16 protein-coding genes are annotated in these 21,873 nt (G+C 64.7%); 10 read left to right on the top strand and 6 right to left on the bottom strand.

Annotation, left to right across the window (positions count from 1 at the left end; translation table 11 throughout):
* Nucleotides 1-22: 22 nt before the first annotated feature.
* Entirely contained in the window at nucleotides 23-1,033 is a 1,011-nt protein-coding gene (locus tag QN413_RS20320; protein ID WP_323498382.1) for a zinc-binding alcohol dehydrogenase family protein, read from the top strand.
* Nucleotides 1,034-1,066: 33 nt separating this feature from the next.
* Here QN413_RS20320 and QN413_RS20315 read toward each other — a convergent pair whose 3' ends face one another.
* Nucleotides 1,067-2,425, bottom strand: a complete 1,359-nt coding sequence (locus QN413_RS20315; RefSeq protein ID WP_416352213.1) for a PQQ-dependent sugar dehydrogenase — start codon at nucleotides 2,423-2,425, stop codon at nucleotides 1,067-1,069.
* Between the two features lie 127 nt (nucleotides 2,426-2,552).
* Here QN413_RS20315 and QN413_RS20310 point away from each other — a divergent pair, with 127 nt between their 5' ends.
* The 4 genes from QN413_RS20310 (at nucleotide 2,553) to QN413_RS20295 (ending at nucleotide 7,912) form a co-directional block, all read left to right on the top strand.
* Nucleotides 2,553-3,371, top strand: coding sequence for an alanyl-tRNA editing protein (locus tag QN413_RS20310; protein ID WP_323498381.1), 819 nt, complete (start codon nucleotides 2,553-2,555; stop codon nucleotides 3,369-3,371).
* A complete protein-coding gene (locus QN413_RS20305) occupies nucleotides 3,368-5,650 on the top strand; it encodes a protein-disulfide reductase DsbD family protein (RefSeq protein ID WP_323498380.1) in 2,283 nt (760 codons plus the stop codon). The genes QN413_RS20310 and QN413_RS20305 overlap by 4 nt, the downstream gene beginning before the upstream one ends.
* Before the next feature lie 246 nt (nucleotides 5,651-5,896).
* Nucleotides 5,897-6,499: a redoxin domain-containing protein gene (locus tag QN413_RS20300; protein ID WP_323498410.1), complete on the top strand. Its 603-nt coding sequence runs from the start codon at nucleotides 5,897-5,899 to the stop codon at nucleotides 6,497-6,499.
* 114 nt (nucleotides 6,500-6,613) lie between these two features.
* Nucleotides 6,614-7,912 carry an MFS transporter gene (locus QN413_RS20295; protein WP_323498379.1) on the top strand — a complete coding sequence of 433 codons (1,299 nt, stop codon included), beginning with the start codon at nucleotides 6,614-6,616 and terminating at the stop codon, nucleotides 7,910-7,912.
* Between the two features lie 13 nt (nucleotides 7,913-7,925).
* Here QN413_RS20295 and QN413_RS20290 read toward each other — a convergent pair whose 3' ends face one another.
* Nucleotides 7,926-9,041 (bottom strand): NADH:flavin oxidoreductase/NADH oxidase, encoded by a 1,116-nt coding sequence (locus tag QN413_RS20290; protein ID WP_323498378.1) that lies wholly within the window; start codon nucleotides 9,039-9,041, stop codon nucleotides 7,926-7,928.
* Between the two features lie 91 nt (nucleotides 9,042-9,132).
* On the opposite strand from QN413_RS20290, the gene hemE reads away from it, so the two are divergent.
* Together hemE and priA are read left to right on the top strand one after the other, a co-directional pair.
* Entirely contained in the window at nucleotides 9,133-10,272 is a 1,140-nt protein-coding gene (gene hemE, locus QN413_RS20285) for a uroporphyrinogen decarboxylase (RefSeq protein ID WP_323498377.1), read from the top strand.
* A gap of 357 nt (nucleotides 10,273-10,629) precedes the next feature.
* Entirely contained in the window at nucleotides 10,630-12,759 is a 2,130-nt protein-coding gene (priA, locus tag QN413_RS20280) for a replication restart helicase PriA (RefSeq protein WP_323498376.1), read from the top strand.
* 11 nt (nucleotides 12,760-12,770) lie between these two features.
* Here priA and QN413_RS20275 read toward each other — a convergent pair whose 3' ends face one another.
* Together QN413_RS20275 and QN413_RS20270 are read right to left on the bottom strand one after the other, a co-directional pair.
* Nucleotides 12,771-14,000, bottom strand: a complete 1,230-nt coding sequence (locus QN413_RS20275; RefSeq protein WP_323498375.1) for an OmpA family protein — start codon at nucleotides 13,998-14,000, stop codon at nucleotides 12,771-12,773.
* The gene (locus tag QN413_RS20270; protein ID WP_323498374.1) at nucleotides 13,997-15,565 is read right to left on the bottom strand and encodes a serine/threonine-protein kinase; all 1,569 of its coding nucleotides are present in this window, start codon (nucleotides 15,563-15,565) and stop codon (nucleotides 13,997-13,999) included. The genes QN413_RS20275 and QN413_RS20270 overlap by 4 nt, the downstream gene beginning before the upstream one ends.
* Nucleotides 15,566-15,744: 179 nt before the next feature.
* On the opposite strand from QN413_RS20270, the gene QN413_RS20265 reads away from it, so the two are divergent.
* Nucleotides 15,745-16,641, top strand: coding sequence for a hypothetical protein (locus tag QN413_RS20265; RefSeq protein ID WP_323498373.1), 897 nt, complete (start codon nucleotides 15,745-15,747; stop codon nucleotides 16,639-16,641).
* A 178-nt stretch (nucleotides 16,642-16,819) separates the two neighbouring features.
* Nucleotides 16,820-17,566, top strand: coding sequence for a hypothetical protein (locus QN413_RS20260; RefSeq protein WP_323498372.1), 747 nt, complete (start codon nucleotides 16,820-16,822; stop codon nucleotides 17,564-17,566).
* Between the two features lie 12 nt (nucleotides 17,567-17,578).
* Here QN413_RS20260 and QN413_RS20255 read toward each other — a convergent pair whose 3' ends face one another.
* Nucleotides 17,579-18,559, bottom strand: a complete 981-nt coding sequence (locus QN413_RS20255) for a hypothetical protein (protein WP_323498371.1) — start codon at nucleotides 18,557-18,559, stop codon at nucleotides 17,579-17,581.
* Nucleotides 18,560-18,670: 111 nt separating this feature from the next.
* Nucleotides 18,671-19,660 (bottom strand): AEC family transporter, encoded by a 990-nt coding sequence (locus tag QN413_RS20250; RefSeq protein ID WP_323498409.1) that lies wholly within the window; start codon nucleotides 19,658-19,660, stop codon nucleotides 18,671-18,673.
* Nucleotides 19,661-19,762: 102 nt separating this feature from the next.
* Between QN413_RS20250 and QN413_RS20245 the strand changes: the two genes are divergently transcribed.
* A complete protein-coding gene (locus tag QN413_RS20245; protein ID WP_323498370.1) occupies nucleotides 19,763-21,871 on the top strand; it encodes an ATP-dependent helicase in 2,109 nt (702 codons plus the stop codon).
* Nucleotides 21,872-21,873: the final 2 nt, after the last annotated feature.

The raw sequence follows: 21,873 nt of genomic DNA, 5'->3' as shown, positions 1-21,873 counted from the left end.
CGAAAGCAAGAAAGAACGATTCATGAAAGCTGTCGGCTACCGCCACGCATTGCCCATCGACGATCCTGCGGCGCTCGAAGACTTCGAGCTGTCCGCGCCCAGCCCCGGCCCGCGCGACCTGCTGGTGCGCGTGAAAGCGATCTCGGTCAACCCGGTCGACACCAAGGTGCGCAAGAACGCCGCGCCCGAGCCCGGCCAGACCAAGGTACTGGGCTGGGATGTGGTCGGCCTCGTCGAGGCGATCGGCGCCGAGGTGAAGAACTTCAAGGTCGGCGACCGCGTGTACTACGCCGGCTCGATCACGCGGCCGGGGGCCAACAGCGAGCTCCACGCAGTCGACGAGCGCATCGTGGCAAAGGCACCGACGAGCCTGGACGATGCGCAAGCGGCCGCGCTGCCGTTGACCACGATCACTGCCTACGAACTCCTGTTCGATCGGCTCGGCGTACCGAAGGGCGGCGGCGCCGGACAGACGCTGCTGATCGTCGGCGGTGCCGGTGGCGTCGGCTCGATCCTCATTCAGCTGGCCCGCCAGCTCACGCAGTTGAAGGTCATTGCCACCGCGTCGCGCGCGGAGACACGCCGGTGGTGCCTGGACCTCGGCGCGCATGCGGTCATCGACCATTCCAGGCCACTTGCAACCGAGCTCAGGGCCGGTGGCTTCGGCGAGGTCGACATGGTCGCCAGCCTCACGCAGACGGTGCAGCACTACGCGCAGATCATCGAGAGCTTGAAGCCGCAAGGCAGCATCGCGGTGATCGACGACATGCCGATGCTGGACGCGATGCCGCTCAAGACCAAGTGCCTGTCACTGCATTGGGAAATGATGTTCGCGCGCTCTCGTTTCGAGACGCCCGACATGGACGAGCAGGGCAAGCTGCTGGCCGAAGTCGCAGCGCTGGTCGACGCTGGCAAGGTCCGCACGACTGTCAACGCCAATCTCGGCACCATCAACGCGGCCAACTTGATAAAGGCACATGCGCTGGTCGAGAGCGGCAAGGCACAGGGGAAGGTCGTGCTGCAGGGGTTCTAGCCCAGACCTCTAGCTCGGCTCGGCCCGGCGCTCTTACCTGGCCTTCGACACCCGCCAGACAGCGTTACCCACGTCGTCTGCCACCAGCAGCGCACCCGACTTGTCCAGCGCGACGCCGACCGGTCTGCCTTGCGCCTTCTCGTCGGCAGTCAAAAAACCGGTGAGCACATCGACCGGCGCGCCACTAGGGCGGCCGCCGATGAAGGGCACAAACACCACTTTGTAGCCCGACAGCGGCTTGCGGTTCCACGAGCCGTGCTCGCCGATGAACACGCCATTGGCGAAATCGCCCGGCATGCCACGCGCGCTGGAGAAGGTCATGCCGAGCGGCGCCACGTGGGAACCGAGCGCGAAGTCGGGCGGGATCGCCTTGGCCACCATGTCGGGTCGCTGCGGCGAGACGCGCACATCGACATGGCCCCCGTAGTAGCTCCACGGCCATCCATAGAAAGCGCCGTCCTTGACGGAGGTGAGATAGTCGGGAACCAGGTCGCTGCCGATCTCGTCTCGCTCGTTGACCACGGTCCACAGCACTTGGGTGTCGGGCTCGAAACCCATGCCGTTCGGATTGCGCAGGCCGCTCGCGAAGAGTCGCTTGGCGCCGCTCTTGACATCGACTTCCCATATGGCGGCTCGGCCTTCTTCGGCCGGGATGCCGTTCTCGCCGATGTTGCTGTTGGAGCCGACCGTCACATAGAGCTTGGTGCCGTCGCGGTTGGCGATGACGTTCTTGGTCCAGTGGTGGTTGATGCCAGCCGGCAGGTCGGTCACCAGCGTGGGCGCTGCGGTGATCTTGGTCTGGCCTTCGGTATAGGGCACCTTTATCAACGCATCGGCGTTGGCGATGAAGAGTTCGTTGCCGACCAGCACCATGCCGTAGGGCGAGGTGAGGTTCTGCAGGAAGATTTCCTTGACCTCCGCCACACCGTCGTTGTTAGTGTCACGCAGCAGCGTAATACGGTTGGCGCTGGGCGTGCCGGCGCCTGCACGCTTCATGACCATGCCCATGATCTTTTGCCTGATCTGCGCGAAGAGGCCGTCGCCGCCGTCCTTCGGCTCGTTCGGCTTCGGGGGCTTGTTGCTTTCGGCCACCAGCACGTCGCCGTTCGGCAGCACGTAGACCCAGCGCGGATGGTCGAGCCCGCGCGCCAGGGCCGTCACCGCGAACCCGCTGGCGGGCGTCGGCCCGGCGGTGTCGGTCCAGCCGACGGCGGGAGCGATGTTGACGGTGGGAATCAGCGTCGGGTTGGGGGCGGCCAGCTGGGGTGTGGGGCCGGTCGTGCGTTCTGGCGGCAGCTTGGCGGTTTCACTGCAAGCGGCGAGCAGCACTGCAGTGGCGACGGCCATGACGGTCAGCACCTCGGCGGGCCGGCGCGTCGTAAATCGGTTCATTCGGAATTCTCCTTGCACGTCCATCGGACGTCCGAGTAGCTTGCTCGACTCACAGGCGAACGCTGTCGGCGACAGGCGCTTTCTGCCGTGAGCGCACCCCTTTGGCGCATCGCCGCTACCATGCCGCATGACCGAAGACCTGTTCCGCACCGACGCCTACCTGCGCGAATGTGAAGCCCGTATCGTGCGCGTCGTCGAGGCGGGCATCGTGCTGGACCGCACGGTGTTCTACCCGCTTGGCGGCGGTCAGGCCGGGGACAGTGGCGTTTTGACGCTGGCCGATGGGCGCGAAATGGTCATCGTCGACACCCGCAAGACGAAAGATGCCGACGGCAAGCCGACCGCCGAGATCGTTCATTTGCCGGCGCCCAATCAGGCTGACGATGCCGTTTTGCTCGCCACGCTGCAGCCGGGCGATCGCGTCATGGCTCGCATCGACTGGGAACGCCGCCATCGACTCATGCGCTTTCACACCGCCACCCATCTGCTGTGCCATCTGGTGCCGCAACCGGTCAACGGCTGCTCGATCACGCCCGACTACGCGCGGCTCGACTTTCATATGACCGAGCCGCTCGACAAGGACGCGCTGACCGCCGGCCTCGCACGGCTCGTGGCCGCAGCGCATCCGCTGGCGGTGGGCGCCATCACGGATGCCGAGCTTGATGCCAACCCGGCGCTGATCAAGAGCATGAGCGTGCAGCCGCCGCGTGGCAGCGGCACGGTGCGCACGATCCGCATCGGGCGCACTGGCAACGGCGAGGAGGAAAGCGAGCAGATCGACTTCCAGCCCTGCGGCGGCACGCATGTTGCAAACACGTCGGAGATCGGCACCGTGGTGGTGACGAAGATAGAGAAGAAAAGCGCTAACAGCCGACGGGTCATCCTCGGTTGGGCCGCGCCGGCCGGAACTAACTCGATCACTCCCCGCTCCGACATTCCGGCATGAACCCTTCCGCACCGCTTCTTCCCGCTCGACCGACGCCCGGCGTGGGAGGATCGTTCCGGACGTTGTTCAATGACGCGTCCAAAGCGGCTCGCAGCAGCGCTACGGCGGCTCTCGTTTCCGTAGCAACCGTGCTGTCGTTCAGCTTTCCAGCCCACGCCCAGCTGTCGCCCAAGACCAGCGCCGTCGTCACCACCTCGCACGTGCGCGCCGAACTCATTGCCTATGCGCCCGATGGCGTGGCGCCTGGCGCCCCAGTATGGGTCGGCCTCCAGATCGCCCACCAGCCGGAATGGCACACCTACTGGAAGAACGCTGGCGATTCCGGCTTGCCCACCGAGCTGGCGCTGACGCTGCCACCCGGCATCACCGCGGGCGACATTGCCTGGCCGGTGCCCGAAAAGATCGCGGTCGGGACGCTGGCCAACTACGGCTATGAAGGCACGGTAGTGTTGCCGGTGCCGCTCATGGTCGCGCCTGACTTCAAGCCCGCCACCTCGCTGACTGGTAGCCCCGACATCGACATCCGGCTCAAGGCGTCGTGGCTGGTGTGCCGGCAGGAATGCATTCCCGAGCAGGGCGATTTTTCTCTCAAGCTTCCGGTTCAGGGCTCGACCGCGCTCGACAAGGCCGGCTTCGATGCGGCGCTGGCAGCGCAGCCGGTCGCGCTCGCCCGGCCCGGCACGATCGAGGTGCAGGGCAAGACGCTCAAGGTGCGCCTCGACGGCCTGCCCGCCGCGGTGCAGGGCAAGACGCTCGGCTTCTTCCCCGAAACCGGCGACGTGATCCATACCGCGGCGATTCCGGGCAAGGACTGGACGCAGGCTTGGGACGGCGCGGCGTGGACCGCCACCATCCCGTTGGCCGACCAGCGCAGCGCCCGCCCGACCGTCATGCCCGTGGTGGTGACACTGGCAGTGTCGGACCGCCAGCCCGGCCAGCCCATCGCATGGCGTGCCGAAGCGCCCGTCTCCGGCATCTGGCCGACCTCCGCACCGCGCGCAGAAGTCTCGCCGGCCCTGCAATCCGCGCTGGCTGCCAACGCGGCTGCGGTCTTGGCTGCGACCCCGACCTCAGCCACCGCTGGCAGCTTCATCGCCGCCCTCTTCGGTGCCTTCATCGGCGGCCTGCTGCTCAACCTGATGCCGTGCGTGTTCCCCGTGCTGGCGATCAAGGTGCTGGGTTTCGCACGCCAGGCTGGCGACAAGCGCGGCCACCGCAGCGCCAGCGTCGCCTACACGGCCGGCGTGATGTTGTCGTTCCTGGCGCTGGGCGGTGCGATGCTGATGTTGCGTGCCGCCGGCGAACAAATGGGTTGGGGCTTTCAGTTGCAGTCGCCGGTGGTCGTGGCGGTGCTGGCCGGCCTCTTCACGATGATCGGGCTCAACCTGGTCGGAGTCTTCCAGTTCGGCATCCTGGTGCCGCATTCGCTATGCGCCGCGCAGGTAAGGCACCCGGTCGCCAACGACTTCTTGTCGGGAATCCTGGCCGTCGTCATCGCCTCGCCCTGCACGGCGCCGTTCATGGGCGCCTCGCTCGGCTTCGCCATCGCGCTGCCGGCTGCGCAGGCGCTGATGCTGTTTGCCGCACTCGGCTTCGGGCTTGCGTTGCCGTACCTGGCAGCGGGCTTTATCCCGGCGGTCGCACGGCTGCTGCCAAAGCCGGGCGCCTGGATGGAAACACTGCGGCATGTCATGGCGTTTCCGATGTTCGCCACCGTCGCCTGGCTGGTGTGGGTGCTCGGCCAGCAAAGCGGCATCGACGGTGCTGGCGCGTTGCTCGGGCTGCTGGTGTGCCTCTCTGCCCTCGCCTGGTCGTTCACGCTGCGCGGCCGCACTCGCATGCTCGTCTCGGGCTTGCTGGTGGTGTGCAGCGCGGCGGTGGTGGTCGCCATCGGCGGCAACATCGTGCGCACGGTCGAACCGGCTGTCGCTGCGAGCGGCGCGCGCTGGCAACCGTGGTCGGCGGCGCGCGTGGCCGAACTCAATGCCGAAGGCCGGCCGGTGTTCGTCGACTTCACTGCGGCGTGGTGCGTCACCTGCCAGTACAACAAGAAGGCGACGTTGAACAACGCCGCTGTGCTGGCTGATTTCGAGGCGCGCAACGTGGCGCTGCTGCGCGCCGACTGGACCCGCCAGGATCCGACGATCACCGCCGCCCTGACGGCGCTGGGCCGCAGCGGCGTACCGGTCTATGTGCTTCACGTCGCAGGTAAAGCGCCGGTCGTCATGACGGAAATCCTCAGCGCAGAAGAGGTCCGGGCCGCGCTCGCAGCGCTGTAAGACTCGGGCGGCTACGGGTTGTCACACCGGCGTTAGAAAAGCGGCCTAAGCTGTCGTCGGTGTTAGATTTTTCACTGTCAGGAGTCCAAGTTGGCACAGCCATCTCCTTCCCAAACTGAATCCAGCAAATCCAACGAGTCTCGCGGATCAGCGACGCCCTCGTCTTCTCCATCCCGCACCCGCCGTGTCGCGCAGACCGCACGCAACGCCCGTGCCGCACTCGACCGCGCCTCGCGCCGCGCCGTCATGGCGGCGGCTGTGGCGCTTGGCGCCACCTTCTTGGTTGGCACCACTGCCTTCGCAGCGCCGTCCGTCGGCCAGCAGGCGCCCGACTTCATCGCCGTCGACACCCGCGGTCAGCAGCACAAGCTTTCGGACTTCGCCGGCAAGTTCGTGGTGCTCGAATGGACCAACCCTGGCTGCCCTTTCGTTCGCAAGCACTACGGCAGCGGCAACATGGCCGCCACCCAAAAGTCCGCAACGTCCAAGGGCGTGGTCTGGCTGTCCATCAACTCGACCGAACGCGCCGCCAGCGACTACCTGAAGCCGGCCGAGCTCGACAGCTGGATGAAAGAGCAAGGTGCCGCGCCGAGCGCTGTGCTGATGGACGAAGACGGTGCCATCGGCCAGGCTTACGGTGCGCGCACCACGCCGCACATCTCCATCATCGACCCCACGGGGATGCTGGTCTACGCAGGCGCCATCGACAGCATCGCATCGTCTCGGCTCGATGACGTCAAGACCGCGACCAACTACGTGAACCAGGCATTGGGCGAAGCCTTCGGCGGCAAGCCGATTTCGGCTGCAACGACGCGCGCCTACGGGAACTCGGTCCGGTACAAAGCCTAGCCGGTCCAGGCCTGAACGCAGGCGCGGACCAAAGCTGACCAATCAAGTCAGCCTCCGGTCAAGTGTGGTGAGCTCGCTTCGCGAGTTGCCGGCCAACGACTTGAGACGCTGACCATGACACCAGGGACGACTTCCATCGCTTCCTCCTCGAAATTCGCCACCGTCCTGCGCGTGACTGGCGGTAATTTCATGGAGATGTTCGACTTCTTTCTGTTCGGCTTCTATGCCACGCAGATCTCGAAGGCGTTCTTTCCGACCGGCAACGAGTTCGCATCCTTGATGCTGACTTTCATGACCTTCGGCGCGGGCTTTTTGATGCGCCCGCTCGGTGCCATTTTTCTCGGCGCCTACGTCGACCGGGTCGGACGGCGCAAGGGCCTGATCGTCACGCTGGCGCTGATGGCGGTCGGCACCCTGCTCATCGCCTGCGCGCCGGGCTACGCGACCATCGGCCTGGCCGCGCCCGTTTTGGTGCTGATCGGCCGTTTGCTGCAAGGCTTTTCGGCCGGCGTGGACCTGGGCGGCGTGTCGGTGTATCTGTCTGAAATGGCGACGCCTGGCCACAAGGGCTTCTACGTTGCGTGGCAATCGGCCAGCCAGCAGGTGGCGATCGTCGTCGCGGCGGCGCTGGGCTACTGGCTCAACGTGACCTTCACCCAGGTCGACGTCACCGACTTCTACTGGCGCATTCCGTTTTTCGTCGGTTGCCTGATCGTGCCGGTGCTGTTTTTCCTGCGCCGCTCGCTGCAGGAAACCGAAGAGTTCATGGCGCGCAAGCATCGGCCGGATGCGCGGGAAATTTTCCAGTCGATGGTCGCCAACTGGGGCCTGGTGGTCGCCGGAATGATGCTGGTGTCGATGACGACGGTGAGCTTCTATCTCATCACCGTGTACACGCCGACCTTCGGCAAGGCGGTGCTGCACCTGAGTACGACCGATGCGCTGATCGTCACGCTGTGCGTGGCGATTTCGAACTTCATCTGGTTGCCGGTGATGGGCGCAGTGTCGGACCGCGTGGGCCGCAAGCCGCTGCTGATCATCTTCACGGTGCTGGCGATCTTCACCGCGTACCCCTCGCTGAAATGGCTGGTCGGTTCGCCAAGCTTTATTCACATGCTCGAAGTCGAACTGTGGCTGTCGTTCCTGTACGCCAGCTACAACGGTGCGATGGTGGTGGCGCTCACCGAGGTGATGCCGGTCAACGTGCGCACCGCCGGCTTCTCGCTGGCATACAGCCTGGCGACGGCCATCTTCGGCGGCTTCACACCGGCCATCGCGACCGGTCTGATCGAGATGACGGGCGACAAGGGCGCTCCCGGTTTGTGGATGACGGCGGCTGCGATTTGCGGGCTGATCGCCACGCTGGTGCTGTACCGGCGGCAAGCGCCGCGGCCTTACGGCGTGCCGGCCTGAGCTGAAGCCCGCGTCAACGCGCGCCGAACGCGGTCTTGCCGAATACGGCCTGGTGCTCGCGAGGCGGTGCGCGCCAATACGGCGGCGGCGCTTCGACGGTCGCACCCAGTTCTGCCGCGGCATGCCAACCCCAGCGCGGGTCGTACAGCATCGCTCTGGCGAGCGCGACGAAGTCGGCCTGCCCGCTGGCAATCAAGTCCTCGGCTTGACGCGCCTCGGTGATCAGGCCGACCGCCATGGTCGTCACGCCCGTCGCCTCTTTGACCGCCTTGGCGAAAGGCACCTGGTAACCGGGACCAACGGTGATTTTCTGCAGTGGCGAGATGCCGCCCGAGGAGACGTCGATCCAGTCGACGCCGCGTGTCTTCAGCTCTTTGGCGAAGGCAATGGTCTGCCCTATGTCCCATCCACCTTCGACCCAATCGGTCGCAGAAACTTTCAGCCCGACCGGCTTGTCGGCGGGGAAAGCGGCACGGACCGCGTCGAACACTTCGAGCGGAAAGCGCATCCGGTTCTCGAGCGACCCGCCGTATTCGTCGTTGCGCCGGTTGCTAATGGGCGACAAGAACTGGTGCAGCAAATAGCCGTGCGCGCCGTGAATTTCCAGGCCGTCGATGCCGAGCCGCGCTGCACGTTTCGCCGTAGCGACGAAGGCATCGCGCACGCGCTGCAAGCCGGCGGAATCCAGCGCCAGTGATGCCGCTTCGCCTGCTTTCTGCGGCACGGCCGACGGTGCGTGCGGCACCCAGCCGTCCGGCGCGTCGGCTGGAATAAGTTGCCCGCCATCCCATGGCACGTGGCTCGATGCCTTGCGGCCAGCATGGGCGATTTGCATCACGACGGCCGTGTTCGAAACCTGTCGGATGGCGGCCAGCATGGGTACCAGTGCCGCTTCGGTAACGTCGTCCCACAGGCCGAGGTCACCCGGTGTGATGCGGCCGAGTGCCTCCACGGCAGTCGCTTCGATGATCAGCATGCCCGCCCCCGACAAGGCGAGGCCGCCGAGATGAATGAGATGCCATGCATTGGCTTGCCCGTCGGTCGCGGAGTACTGGCACATGGGAGAGACGACGATGCGATTGGGCACCGTGAGATCACGCAAGGTGAAAGGCGAAAAAAGGGCACTCACGAGCAAACTCCGGTAGGTAGGCGTTCCCAGCATGCCAACAATGCGGCCCCTCGACGCACCCGCCCTCAAAAGCCCCTGCGACAATCCCACGATGCCCTCCGCCTCCACCTTCGCACCTCTTCAAAACGACACGTTTTTGCGCGCCTGCTGGCGTCAGGCCACCGACCACACGCCCGTCTGGCTGATGCGCCAGGCCGGCCGTTATCTGCCCGAATACGTCGCCACCCGCGCACGCGCCGGCAGCTTCATGGGGCTTGCGACCAACGTCGACTATGCAACCGAAGTAACGCTTCAGCCGCTGGCCCGCTACCCGCTCGACGCCGCGATCCTGTTCTCGGACATCCTGACCGTGCCCGACGCGATGGGCCTTGGCTTGTCTTTCGAAGCAGGCGAAGGCCCGCGCTTTGCCCGACCGCTGCGTGACGAAGCCTCGATCGCCGCACTCGAGGTACCGGACATGGAAAAGCTCAGGTATGTATTCGACGCCGTGACGTCGATTCGCCGTGCGCTCGATGGACGCGTGCCGCTGATCGGCTTTTCAGGGAGCCCGTGGACGCTCGCCTGCTACATGGTCGAGGGCGCAGGCAGCAGCGACTATCGGATGGTCAAAAGCATGCTCTACGGTCGCCCCGACCTCATGCACAAACTGCTCGCGGTCAATGCCGACGCCGTCGCCGCCTACCTCAACGCCCAGATCGAAGCCGGCGCGCAAGCCGTGATGGTGTTCGACAGTTGGGGGGGCGTGCTGGCCGACGGCGCCTTTCAGGAATTCAGCCTCGCCTACACCGCGCGGGTGCTTGCCAAGCTGCGGCGCAACGGTGTCGACGGCACGCCGGTGCCGCGAATCGTCTTCACAAAGGGCGGAGGCCCGTGGCTGGAGGCCATGCGGTCGCTCGATTGCGAAGTGCTGGGGCTCGACTGGACGGTGAACCTCGGCAAAGCGCGCGCGCTGGCGGGTGAAGGCCAAGGGGCCAAGGCGCTTCAAGGCAACATCGATCCGAACGTGCTGTTCGCGCCGCCGGCGCAGATCGAGGCAGAGGTCGTGAAGGTGCTGAACAGCTTTGGCGTGCCGCACACTGACCGCACGACAACCGGCCCGACGCACATCTTCAACCTCGGTCACGGCATCAGCCAGTTCACGCCGCCGGAGCACGTTTCTGCGTTGGTCGATGCGGTTCATTCGCACTCTCGCATGGCGCGCAGTTCCCTGAAGAATTCGAAAGAACTGTGAGCGGCTGTAAGGCCGACCAAGCCAGTTCACACTTGTCAACCCTTAAAAACCACGAGCGCCGATTGACTTATGCACAAAAGTCTTGCTGCGGTGCGCAAAAACAGCGTGCGTGAAGTATTCCCTGCTACCAAAGCGATAGCGCTCCTAAGTCATTGATTCATATGGATTTCCAGATTTGCTTTTTTTGTGGGCATTCCAGCGAAGCCCTTGATTTGCGGGGCTCTGCGGCGTCTCAGGCAAGGATATCAACAAAGTTATCCACACAAACTCTGGATGATCTGCAAAGGACAAGGAAATCAACGACTTAACCCGTCTTGTTCAACTTCGCTTTAAGAAACACGCGTACCGGAGGCGGCCATGAACTGGCACGTTGAGGTGGCGGTGCAGACCCCGGCTCACAGTGCGCTGGGAGAACTTTTGACTTACGCAAGCTCCGTGCCGCTCGTCGCAGGCACCCTGGTCCGTGTGCCTTTTGGTTCACGCGAGGTGCTCGGCGTGGTATGGGGCCAAGCGCTGCCGGACCCGCAGCTGACACTCAAACCCGTGGGTGCCGCATTGGATGCCCTTGCGCCGTTGGGCGATGCGTGGCGCGATCTCGTGGCGTTCTCGGCGCGCTACTACCAGCGCTCGCTGGGTGAAGTGGCGCTGGCAGCGCTGCCGCCGCAGTTGCGCGATCTGAGCACGGCGCAACTTGCGCGGCGGCTCAAGCGCAAGGTGTCTGGCCGGGTCGATGTGCTGTCGGAAAGCGCCGAGAGCGCCGTGGCGCTCAGTTCCGAGCAGCAGACTGCGCTGACACGATTCGATGCGGAGGCCGGCCCGTTCCTGCTGTTCGGCAGCACCGGCAGCGGCAAGACCGAGGTCTATCTGCGCGCGGTCGCCGAGCTGCTGGTACGCAATGCCGCAGCGCAGGCGCTGGTCATGGTGCCGGAGATCAACCTCACGCCGCAGCTCGAAGCTCGCTTCAAGACACGCTTTGGCGCCGACGCCGTCGTGTCGCTGCACAGCGGCATGACCAACCCGCAGCGCCTCGCGAGCTGGCTGGCGGCGCACAGCGGCACGGCGCGCATCGTGCTCGGCACGCGGATGGCGGTGTTCGCGTCGATGCCGGGGCTGAAGCTCATCGTGGTCGACGAAGAACACGACCCGAGCTACAAGCAGCAGGAAGGCGCGCGTTATTCGGCACGCGATCTGGCCGTGTGGCGCGGCCAGCGTGAAGGCGCCAAGGTCATCCTCGGCTCGGCCACGCCGTCGTTCGAAAGCTGGCATCAGAGCCGCCCCGCGGAGGGCGACGACGCGGGGGGCCGCTATGTCCGGCTGGCGATGCCGTCGCGCATCGGCGCCGCAAGCAGAGGCAGCAGCGACGGTGGGGCCGGTGCAGGCGCCGGCGAACTGCCCACGGTTCGGCTGGTCGACATGAACCTGCAGCCGCCGAAAACGGTGCTGTCGGGCGCGCTGCTCGCCGCCATCGGCGAACGCATCGCGCGTGGCGAGCAGAGCATGGTGTTCCTGAACCGCCGCGGCTACGCGCCGGTGCTGGCCTGCGGCGATTGCGGCTGGAAAAGCGAGTGCCCCCACTGCAGCGCATACCGCGTGTTCCACAAGATCGACCGCACCCTGCGTTGCCACCATTGCGGCTTTACCGAGCGAGTGCCGCGCGCCTGCCCGGCCTGCGGCAACCCTGACATCGCGCCGGTGGGGCGCGGCACCGAAAGGCTGGAGGAACACCTGGCAGAGCTCTTCGCCGATGTGAAGCGACCGGATGGCAGCGCCGTTCGCATCGCGCGAATCGACGCCGACAGCACGCGCAAGGAAGGCGCGCTCGAATCGCAACTGGCGGCCGTGCATTCCGGCGAGGTCGACGTGCTGGTCGGCACGCAGATGATCGCCAAGGGCCACGACTTTCGCCGAATCACTTTGGTTGCCGCGGTGAACCCGGACGGCGCCTTGTTTTCCAGCGATTTCAGGGCACCCGAGCGTCTGTTCGGATTGCTGATGCAGTCGGCAGGACGCGCAGGGCGCGATGCCGCCTACCTCGCGGCGCAAGGCAGCCGCGCCGAGATGTGGCTGCAGACCTCGCACCCGCAGCACCCGTTGTTTGCAGCCCTGCGCCGGCATGACTACGCGGCGTTCGCTGCGTCGGAACTCGAGCAACGCCGCGCCGCCGGCATGCCGCCTTTCGCGTTCCAGGCGCTGTTGCGTGCCGACGCGCGGACGCAGGAGTCGGCGCAGGCCTTCTTGACTGCCGCGAGCACGGCGGCCGATGGGTTACCTGGCGCCGAACACGTGACCCGCTACCCGGCGGTGCCGCTCGCGATCCAGCGGGTCGCCAACGTGGAGCGAGCGCAGATGCTGATTGAGAGCGGCTCGCGAGCCGCGTTGCAACGCCTGTTGGCGGCGTGGCAGCCACTGTTGCAGACCGTGCGACGCAGCGCCGAGGGCAAAGGCGTGATCCGCTGGCTGGTCGATGTCGACCCGCAGCAGATCTGACTGGTTTCGGATCAGCCGGCGCGGCCGCAGCCGACGATCTTGAACTCGACACGGCGGTCCAGCGCATCGACCGCGTTGTCCGTTCCGCTGCCGATGAGGTTCTCCCGAAAGCCCATGCCGGCCGCGCGCGTTCGGTCGCCCAGCACGCCAGAGACGCCTGTCAGCCGCTGGCGGATGTAGCCGGCTCTTTGCAGCGACAGCGCATCGTTCAGCGACTCCGCGCCGGTGCGACTGGTGTGGCCGACGATGTCCATGCAGACGTTCGCTTGCGTACTGACCTGCGCGATGCGCGCGAGCCACAGACCGTAGGAACCGCTGACCTTGGGATCGGACCAGAACACGGTGGTGCCGGGGTTGAAAAGAAACTTCACCCCGAGTTGCTTGTTGGCGATGCCGAAAGCGACGATGTTCCCAAACGCCTTGTCGGCTTCGGCGGCGCGATCGAGCTTGACCGATGCAAGGTAGATCCCGCTCAGCACCCGAAGTTGCTCACCAGCGGGTGTCGCGTTGGCCAGGTTGTATTGATTCAGTGCGTCCTCATAGCGGCCCGCGTTGTAGGCGGTGCCGGCCTCGCTCACGATCGGCGCCACCGGCAAGCGTTGCACGTAATACGCGTCGGCAGGCTGCCCGGCCGGCGTGACGGTGGTGCGCGCATAGCCTTCGATGAGCTGGTCTTTGGGCAGCACCGGGCTGTCTTGTTCGAAAGCCAGCGGCGTGTTGTCGAGCTCGTCGTCGCGCAACACGGCCGACGATTGCGCGACCACCATGCCCTTGCGCAAATCGGTCAACGCAAGGTTGATCTGAAGTGCGCCGCGTGACTTGCCGGTCTGCCGTTGACGTGTGAGCGTGCCCGTCAAAAGATAAGTGGCCTTGTCGAGGTTAGCGCGTTGAAACGGCAGCAGCTCAAGCGATGCGTGCTTCGACCGGATGCGATCCGAAACACGGCTTTGCAGCAGCTGCGTCGATACGGTCTGCTGCCCGCTGTTCGCATCGATCATCGGATCAAGCACCACACCGCGGCGACCTGTGTCCAACATGCCCGACAACGATTGCGTTTGTGACACCAGCGTGTCGGTGACCTGCGCGACGGCCTGGTCGACACGTTGCGCTGCAGTCGTCGGTGCCGACTCGGTGCTGGCACAGCCTGCGATGGTCAAGCCGAGCATCAAGGCTACGGACAAGGACACTGCTTTGAGCCCGCGCAGCCGAGAAAAGGAGAGCACGGATACGGAAAAAGTCATGATCGACATTCGCTTTTAAGAAGAGAGGTATCGCCGGCTCGAAGTGGTCCGAGCGAAGCGGATTGAAGAAGCTCGCTGCATCTACTGCGAGAGGCGACGGTTGGATGGGCGGTTGCGCTGGCGGCCACCGCTTTTGCTTTGGCCGATGCGGTCGACGCCATTGAAAAAATCACCATGGGCTCCGGCAATGTCGACGCCTTTGACTCCGTGGCCAACCGGGTCGTTGCGGACGGCGCAGGTGGTGCGGCCTGGGCGGGAAGTCCAGGAAGCGGCGAGACCTCCGTGTGAGTGCGCGTGACCGCCTCGCGCATCTGCCTCAACTTCAACGCCTGCTTCTGCCCGAGTGCAGAGCGTGCTTCAGCGTCGGCATGGCGCGCCTGGAACATCGCGCCGCCGATGACGGCAGCGACCAGTGCGACGCAAAGCGCTGCGACCACGAAGTAACGTGCACTGCCCTGCCGCCGGACTCCGCCACGCGATGTGGCGGAGAGCGCGGCGTCGCTCGACCAGAGTGGGTCCATCTCACTCAGATCGAGCCGCGTCTCAGCAGTCGACTGCCATGCGCCTTGCTCGACCGGCTCGAGCGGGGCCGGGTAGGTCGGGTACGTCCCGTTGTTATCCGATGAGCTACCGGAGTTCGTCGATGGCGTTTCGGTTTCACGGCCATTCAGTTGCGCCCAGAACGCTTCAGCCGTTTGCGTTCGGTCTTGCGGTCGCAGCGCCAGTGCGTTGTCGATTGCGGCGAGAAACGGCATGCCGTACCGGCCTTTGGCCCGCTCTGAAATCGACACCAACCGGTCTTCCATCAAACGCTCGATCGCGGCCATCGGCCGCTCGCCGGTGACCGCTGCGTACACCACGCCCGCCAGTGCATACAGGTCGGTCCAGGGGCCTTGCTTCATTGACGGCGCCTCGCCGTATTGCTCAATGGATGCAAAGCCGAGCTGGCGCGCAGCATTGGGTGTCTGCGCGATATTGCCGATAACGCGGCGTGCCGCGCCAAGGTCGAGCAACACCGGGCCACTGCGCGAGACGATGATTTTTTCGGGCGCTACGTCGCGGTGCAGGCAACGCACCGCGTGCATCGCGGAAAGCCCGGCAAGCAACGGGTGCAGTAGATCGAGCAGCTGCTTTTCGTCCGGAGCGTGACCGAGATCGGCGAGCCACTGCGCCAGCGTCGGGCCTTCGTAGTACGGCATGGCCATATACGCCGTGTCATTGGCCTCCCACCAACGCAGCACCTTGACGACGGCCGGATGATCGAAGCGCGCGAGCGTCCGGGCTTCGTTGATGAAGCTGCGCAACCCCGACTGATAAAGGTCGACATGCCGCTCCGACTTGACGACCACCGCGGGCGATGCAGCCGACCGAGCAGCCAGCGCAGCCGGCAGGTATTCCCTGATGGCAATGCGCTCTCTTGAAGAAGGATCGAAGGCGAGGTAGACGATACCGAAGTCGCCTTCGGCGATTAGACCCGTGATCTCGTATTCGAACGGCTTCGTGCTCTCGGCCAATGCAGCAGCGCCCGCCCCGTTTTCCTCGATGCGATGCCGCGTCGACGTCATTGAACCCCCCTGTTTTGGGAGGCACTCTAACAGTGTCATGAATACCAAATAGCTACACGATTCGACACATTCAAGTTTGAATGTGAACCGCTGCAGACGTCCCGCCCAACCCTGTCGAGGTTTGTTTTTTGTCCGTTCTTCCTACGCCGCGAGAGGCGCTCGCGCCCTAATCTCTGGCGATGAAAAACCAGTCGATTCCAATGCCGAGACGCATGCTGCGTTGGGTCATGCCTTTGATGATTTCCCTGGCGCCTTGGTCGGCCCATGCGCAGGAAGACTCGAGCGCCGAGGGCTTGCGAGCGCAATACAAGACGATGACGCCGGCCCTGGCCAGCAATCCGTTTCATCGCAAGTTGGTGCTTCAGTCCGAGGAAGGCTCGGGCAAGCTGAGCGGCAATATCTATGCGGTGGTGGACCATCCGTATGCCGATGTCGCCAGTGCCTTCAAGCTGCCGGCCACATGGTGCGGTGTGCTCATGCTGCATCTCAATACCAAATACTGCGGCGTGCAGGGAAGCGGCGCCAGCCCGACGCTCAATGTTGCCGTCGGGCGCAAGTTCGATCAGCCTGTGGCCGACGCCTCACAAGTCAATTTCGTTTACTCGCTCAAGGCCGCGACAGCGGATTACCTCGACGTCAATCTGAATGCCGCGAGCGGGCCGATGTCGACGCGAGACTACCGCATCGTGCTCGAGGCAACGCCTATCGACGCCAGCACGACTTTCATTCATCTCGGCTATTCGTATGGCTACGGCGCGGCGGCCAAGATCGCGATGCAGGTCTACCTGGGCACCATCGGAAGTGACAAGGTAGGTTTCACCGTCACAGGCAAGAACGGCAAAGGCGAGCCCGATTACATCGGCGGCGTGCGCGGCGTGGTCGAACGCAACACCATGCGCTACTACCTCGCGATCGACGCCTATCTCGATGCGCCCTCGCCGCAGCAGCAGGACCAGCGTACCGCGGCTTGGTTCGATGCCACAGAGCAATACGCATTGCAGCTGCACGAGATGCCCAAGGACGACTACGTCGCGATGAAGAGGAGCGAGTACCGCCGACTGATTGCCAGGCAATAGGCCAGAGGCACGGAGCGGCAAGGAGGCGGGCATAGAGAGCAAGACTATGCGGGCGACGCAGCGCGAATGGCGGGTCGCCCTGGCGATCAAATAGTCTGCAAAATGAAGCGATGCCTTGACCCTGCTCAGCAAACCGTAAGCAGGCAGGTGTCTGATGTGTCGACTACCGGAGAACGCCGTGAAAACGCTGTCAGCCTTGTTGAGTGTCCTCGGTGCCCTCGCCGCCTTTGCGGTTGCCAGCACTGCATTTCCTGCGTCGGCGGCGGAGCTGGAACTTGAAGGTCCGCGCCTGCGCGTCAGCGGCATGCTCGACGGCAGTGCTACCAAAGCATTCATCGAGCACCTCGACACCGGAAAAGTTCGCGTTGTCGTCTTCGAAGACTCGTTCGGTGGCACCGCGGAGGCAGCCGAGATTTATGCCAAGGCCATCCGAGCCAGCGGCGTCAACACCGAAGCACGCGGCCAGTGTTACGCCGCCTGCGCCTACGCGTTTCTGGCCGGCAAGGAGCATCGCTTCGGCCGCGGGATACAGGTCAACGGCTTGCTGATTCCGGTCGCGATGCGGCCCAATCCCAGTGAGTTGCAAAGCCGTTGGCGCGGCGACGAAGCACAGAAAACGCTGGCGGAGTTCACCGCCGTTTCCTCGTCGAGGCCTGCGACACTGCCAGTGTCGACCTCCGACTCGCCGAGGGGTGCACTGTCTGCAACCACCGTCGCATCTCCCGCTACGGTCTCGTCCGCAGCCCCATCGGCGCCACGCGAAAATTGGCAGCCAGACCATGGGCTGCTGTTCAGTTCGACTCCGACGCTCTTCGGCCGCGTCTACAACACCTATTACTGCGATGGCTCGCAGGGCCGCGACGTTTCGAAGTGCGAGGCGTTGAGCGATGCCGACCCTTACAAGCTCGGCGTGTTGACGCCTTAGCGGTACAAGCAGTTACCAGTGGCCCGGGTCCGGCACAAAGCCGTACTGCGGGTTGCGTGGATTGGCCGGGAAAGGGCGAGGCCGGTCCGGCACATCGACGTCGGCCGGCAACACACCCATACGCACCAGATTTGCACGGCTGTCGTATCGCACGGCGATGACTGCTTCGGGCGCGCTTGCGGCCCGCTCGAAGCGCGTGTGCCCTACCACCGATTCTTCGCGTTGGCCATGCCCTGTGCCTAGCTTGGCTGTGCTGTCTGCGCTGAATTCGCTGGATGGGCCGGACGGCCCGGCAGAGGCTTTGGCCTCGCCACGCGTTTCCGGGACGGGCGATGCCGACGGCGCAGGTGCCTCTCGCACACTTCGCTCACGTCGCTCGCTGCGGCCATCCGACTCGCTGCGCTCGTTCTGCGCCGCCCCTTGATCGCTGCCGTCACGCCGCAGTGCCTGCCGGGGTGCCAACGGCATCGGTGCCGCCACGGACACCCGCTCACGAAACACCGCAATGCCGATCACGCCCACGTCGAGCGGCCGGCCCGTCCGCGCCGCATAAGACTGCGCCTGTGCGGTGAACTCGAAGGCGGCGATCTCGCGGTCTGTCTTACGCCAGCCATCGATCTGGCCTGCGTCGAGCGGGCCGAGCACATAACCGTTCTGCTGCCAGCCCGCGGTCTGCCCCGTCAGAACGTTGACTCCGTCGACCGCCATCACGACAAGCACGCGCTCGCGTCGCAAGTTGCGAATGCGAAGCCCGTATCGCGCACCCGGCCGGCCAGGCACATAGCGCTCACCGCCGCTCGCATAGACCGGAAGCGATTGGCCGGTGTCGCGGTCGACCACTTCGAGTTGCAACCAGCGGCCGCCCGTCGTCGTCGATGCGAGCGGCGCTGAGCTCGACCAGCTCGGCCCGGCGCAGGCGTCCAGAAACGCCATGGCCGGCAACGCCAGCAACAAACGCCGCCTCAGTGCAGGAAGGTCGATAGAACGGGCCATGGAAGTGCTCCTGAAGAACGGTCGAAATTGAACCGTCCGACTTCTACGGCCGACGCGCAGCAATGGGGTTAAGTGCCGGTCAATCGGTGTCCAGACCCAACGAACAGGATGTCAGCGAATCCATGCGACCGCGAGCGGAAAGCTGAAGAATGCCGCCACCGTGGTCCACAGAATGATCCGCGCAATGCGCCCGTTGTCTGCGCCGAAGCGCTCAGCCAGCATCGCCACATTGCTTGCGCTCGGCAAGGCCGCGACCAGCACGATCGCCGCCAGAGCCATCGGGCTGATGGGCAAACCCAGCGCCATCGCTCCGCGCGCCACCGCATAGACCAGCAGCGGATGCACCACCAGTTTGACGATGACCACAGGAAGCACATCACCGATGCGTGACAGGCCACGGTGCGGCGCTTCGGGAAATTGCAGGGCGTGACCGCGGCTCAACAAAGCCGAGCGCGCCAGCACCGCGCCGATAGTGAACAGCGCCGCAGGCGAGGCGGCATCGGCCAGCATCGCAATCGTGTCCGTAATGGGCGCGGGCAATTTGAGTTGCACCGCAGACACCAGCGCGCCGAGCAGGATGGACCACGGCAGCGGATTGACCGACATGCCGCGCATCGCCTGACGGACCGCTTTGGCCGCACCGTGGTCGTCGGCGCCGTCGAGCCGCGACAACGCGATGCACACGGACGACGTCACCAACGTATCGAAGGCGATCGTGATGATGACCGGCCCCGCCACCTGCGGCCCGAACAGCGCAGCCAGCAATGGCACACCCATGAACCCGGTGTTGGGAAAAGCCGCTACAAGCGCTCCGAAGGCCGCGTCGTTCCATCCGATGCGTGCACTCCGCGTACCGCACACCACGGCACCGACCACGATCAGCGCACACACGCCCCACACCAGCGCAACGCTGCCGTCGAGCAACTGGGCGATGGGCGTGCGGGCGCCGAAGCGAAACAGCATGCACGGCAACGCGAAGTAAAGAACGAAGGTGTTGAGGCCCGGAATGGCATCCAGCGGCAGCACCCGACCACGGGCTGCCGCATAGCCAGCTGCGATCAGCGCGAAGAACGGAAAGGTGACAAGAAAAATCTGCAGCACGCGGCGATTGTCGGGGCTGCCGGTGCCGCTGCTGGTGGCCCGTATCATTCATCGCTTTCCGCTCACAGCCCCGCTGGCCGACCCGCTAAGTACCCTGCCCCCATGTCATCCGGTCTCAATCTCGCGCAACAGGAAGCGGTCAACTATCTGCACGGGCCGTGCCTGGTGCTGGCCGGTGCCGGCTCCGGCAAGACCCGGGTCATCACGCACAAGATCGGACGGCTCATCGAAACCGGCATGGCGCCGAACCGCATCGCGGCCATCACCTTTACGAACAAGGCCGCTACCGAAATGCGCGAACGCGCCAAAGGGCTGATCGGGCGTGACGCAAAGAAGGTCGTGATCTGCACCTTCCATGCGCTGGGCGTTCGCATGATGCGGGAAGACGGCGCAGTGCTCGGCCTGAAGCCCGCCTTCAGCATCCTCGACAGCGACGACGTCACCAAGATCCTCAAAGATGCCGGCGGCACCACCGATGCCGCGACCGCGCGCATCTGGCAGTGGACCATCAGCAAGTGGAAGAACATGGGCCTCAATGCGGCTCAGGCTGAGGCCATCGCCGTGGACGACAACGAGCGCATCACCGCCAAAGTGATGGGCCGCTACGAAGAGCGGTTGTCGGCCTACCAGAGTGTCGACTTCGACGACCTGATCGGTATGCCGCTCAAGCTGCTGCAGCAACACGCCGATGTGCGCGCCAAGTGGCAAGCCACGCTGGGCCATGTGCTGGTCGACGAATACCAGGACACCAACGCGACTCAGTACGAAGTGCTGAAGGCGCTCGTCGGCGCGGGCGGGCGCTTTACCGCGGTAGGTGACGACGACCAGTCGATCTACGGCTGGCGCGGCGCGACACTGGACAACCTGAAAAAGCTGCCGATCGACTATCCGACGCTCAAGGTCGTGAAGCTCGAACAAAACTACCGCAGCACATCCGGCATCCTGCGTGCGGCCAACAACGTGATCGCGCCGAATCCGAAGCTGTTCCCGAAAACGCTGTTCAGCGAACTGGGCGAAGGCGAACCGGTGCGCGTGGTCGATGCCGACAGCGAGGCGCATGAAGCCGAACGCGCAGTGGCGCGCATCCAGAGCCTGCGCGCCGGCGAAACCATCACGCAAAGCTCTACCGGCACGCAGCACCTGGAGTGGCGCAACTTCGCGGTGCTGTATCGCGCCAATCACCAGGCACGCGTGTTCGAGCAAGCGCTGCGCAAAGCCAACATTCCCTACAAGGTGTCGGGCGGGCAGAGCTTCTTCGATCGGGCCGAGATCAAGGATCTGTGCGGCTGGTTCCGGTTGTGGGTCAACAACGACGACGATCCGGCGTTTCTGCGCGCAGTGACGACGCCCAAGCGCGGCATCGGCCATACGACGCTGGCCAGCCTGGGCACCTTCGCGAGCCAATACAAGCTGAGCTTGTTCGAGGCGCTGTTCAGCCCGTCGTTGCCCAGCGTCATGGCCAAGCGCGCGCATGAGCAGTTGCACGAGTTCGGCCGCTACATCAACGACCTCGAATACAAGGCGCGCCGCACCATGGGCGCCGCAGATTCGCGCGCTTTCATGACCGAGTGGCTGAAAGAGATCGACTACGAGAAGCACTTGTACGACGGTGAAGACAGCGAGCAGGTCGCGGCTGCACGGTGGACCAACGTGCTGGAGTTCTGCGACTGGATGTCGGCCCGCGCCGGCGGCGAGATCGACGATGCGTCGGGCGCGACGGTCGAGAGCGAACGCAAGAGCCTCCTCGCAGTGGCACAGACCATCTCTTTGCTCTCGACCATCAGCGAACGCGAGAAGGACCAGAACGTCGTCACGCTGTCGACGCTGCATGCATCCAAGGGTCTGGAGTGGCCGCACGTCATGCTCGTCGGCGTGACCGAAGGGCTGCTGCCCTTCAAGCTCGATGATGACAACGGCAAGCAGGAAAAGATCAGCGAGAGCACGTTGGAGCGGCTGCAGGAAGAGCGCCGGCTGATGTACGTCGGCATCACGCGTGCACAACGCACGCTGGCCGTGAGCTGGACCAAGAAGCGCAAGAAAGGCCGCGAGATGATCGCCGGCATTCCGAGCCGCTTCATCGCTGAAATGGCGCTCGACAAGACCACCGCCAAGGAAGATCCGCGCGAGAAGCTCAAGGCCCTGCGTGCCGAGTTCGCGCGCAAGGCACTGGACAGCGCAGCCGCTGCAGCAGCCGCCGCCGCTGCGCCATGAGA

The sequence above is a fragment of the Variovorax sp. LG9.2 genome, assembly GCF_035018885.1.
Lineage (GTDB): Bacteria > Pseudomonadota > Gammaproteobacteria > Burkholderiales > Burkholderiaceae_C > Variovorax.
Note: the sequence above shows the minus strand (reverse complement) of the source record. Positions and strands in the feature narration are given on the sequence as shown.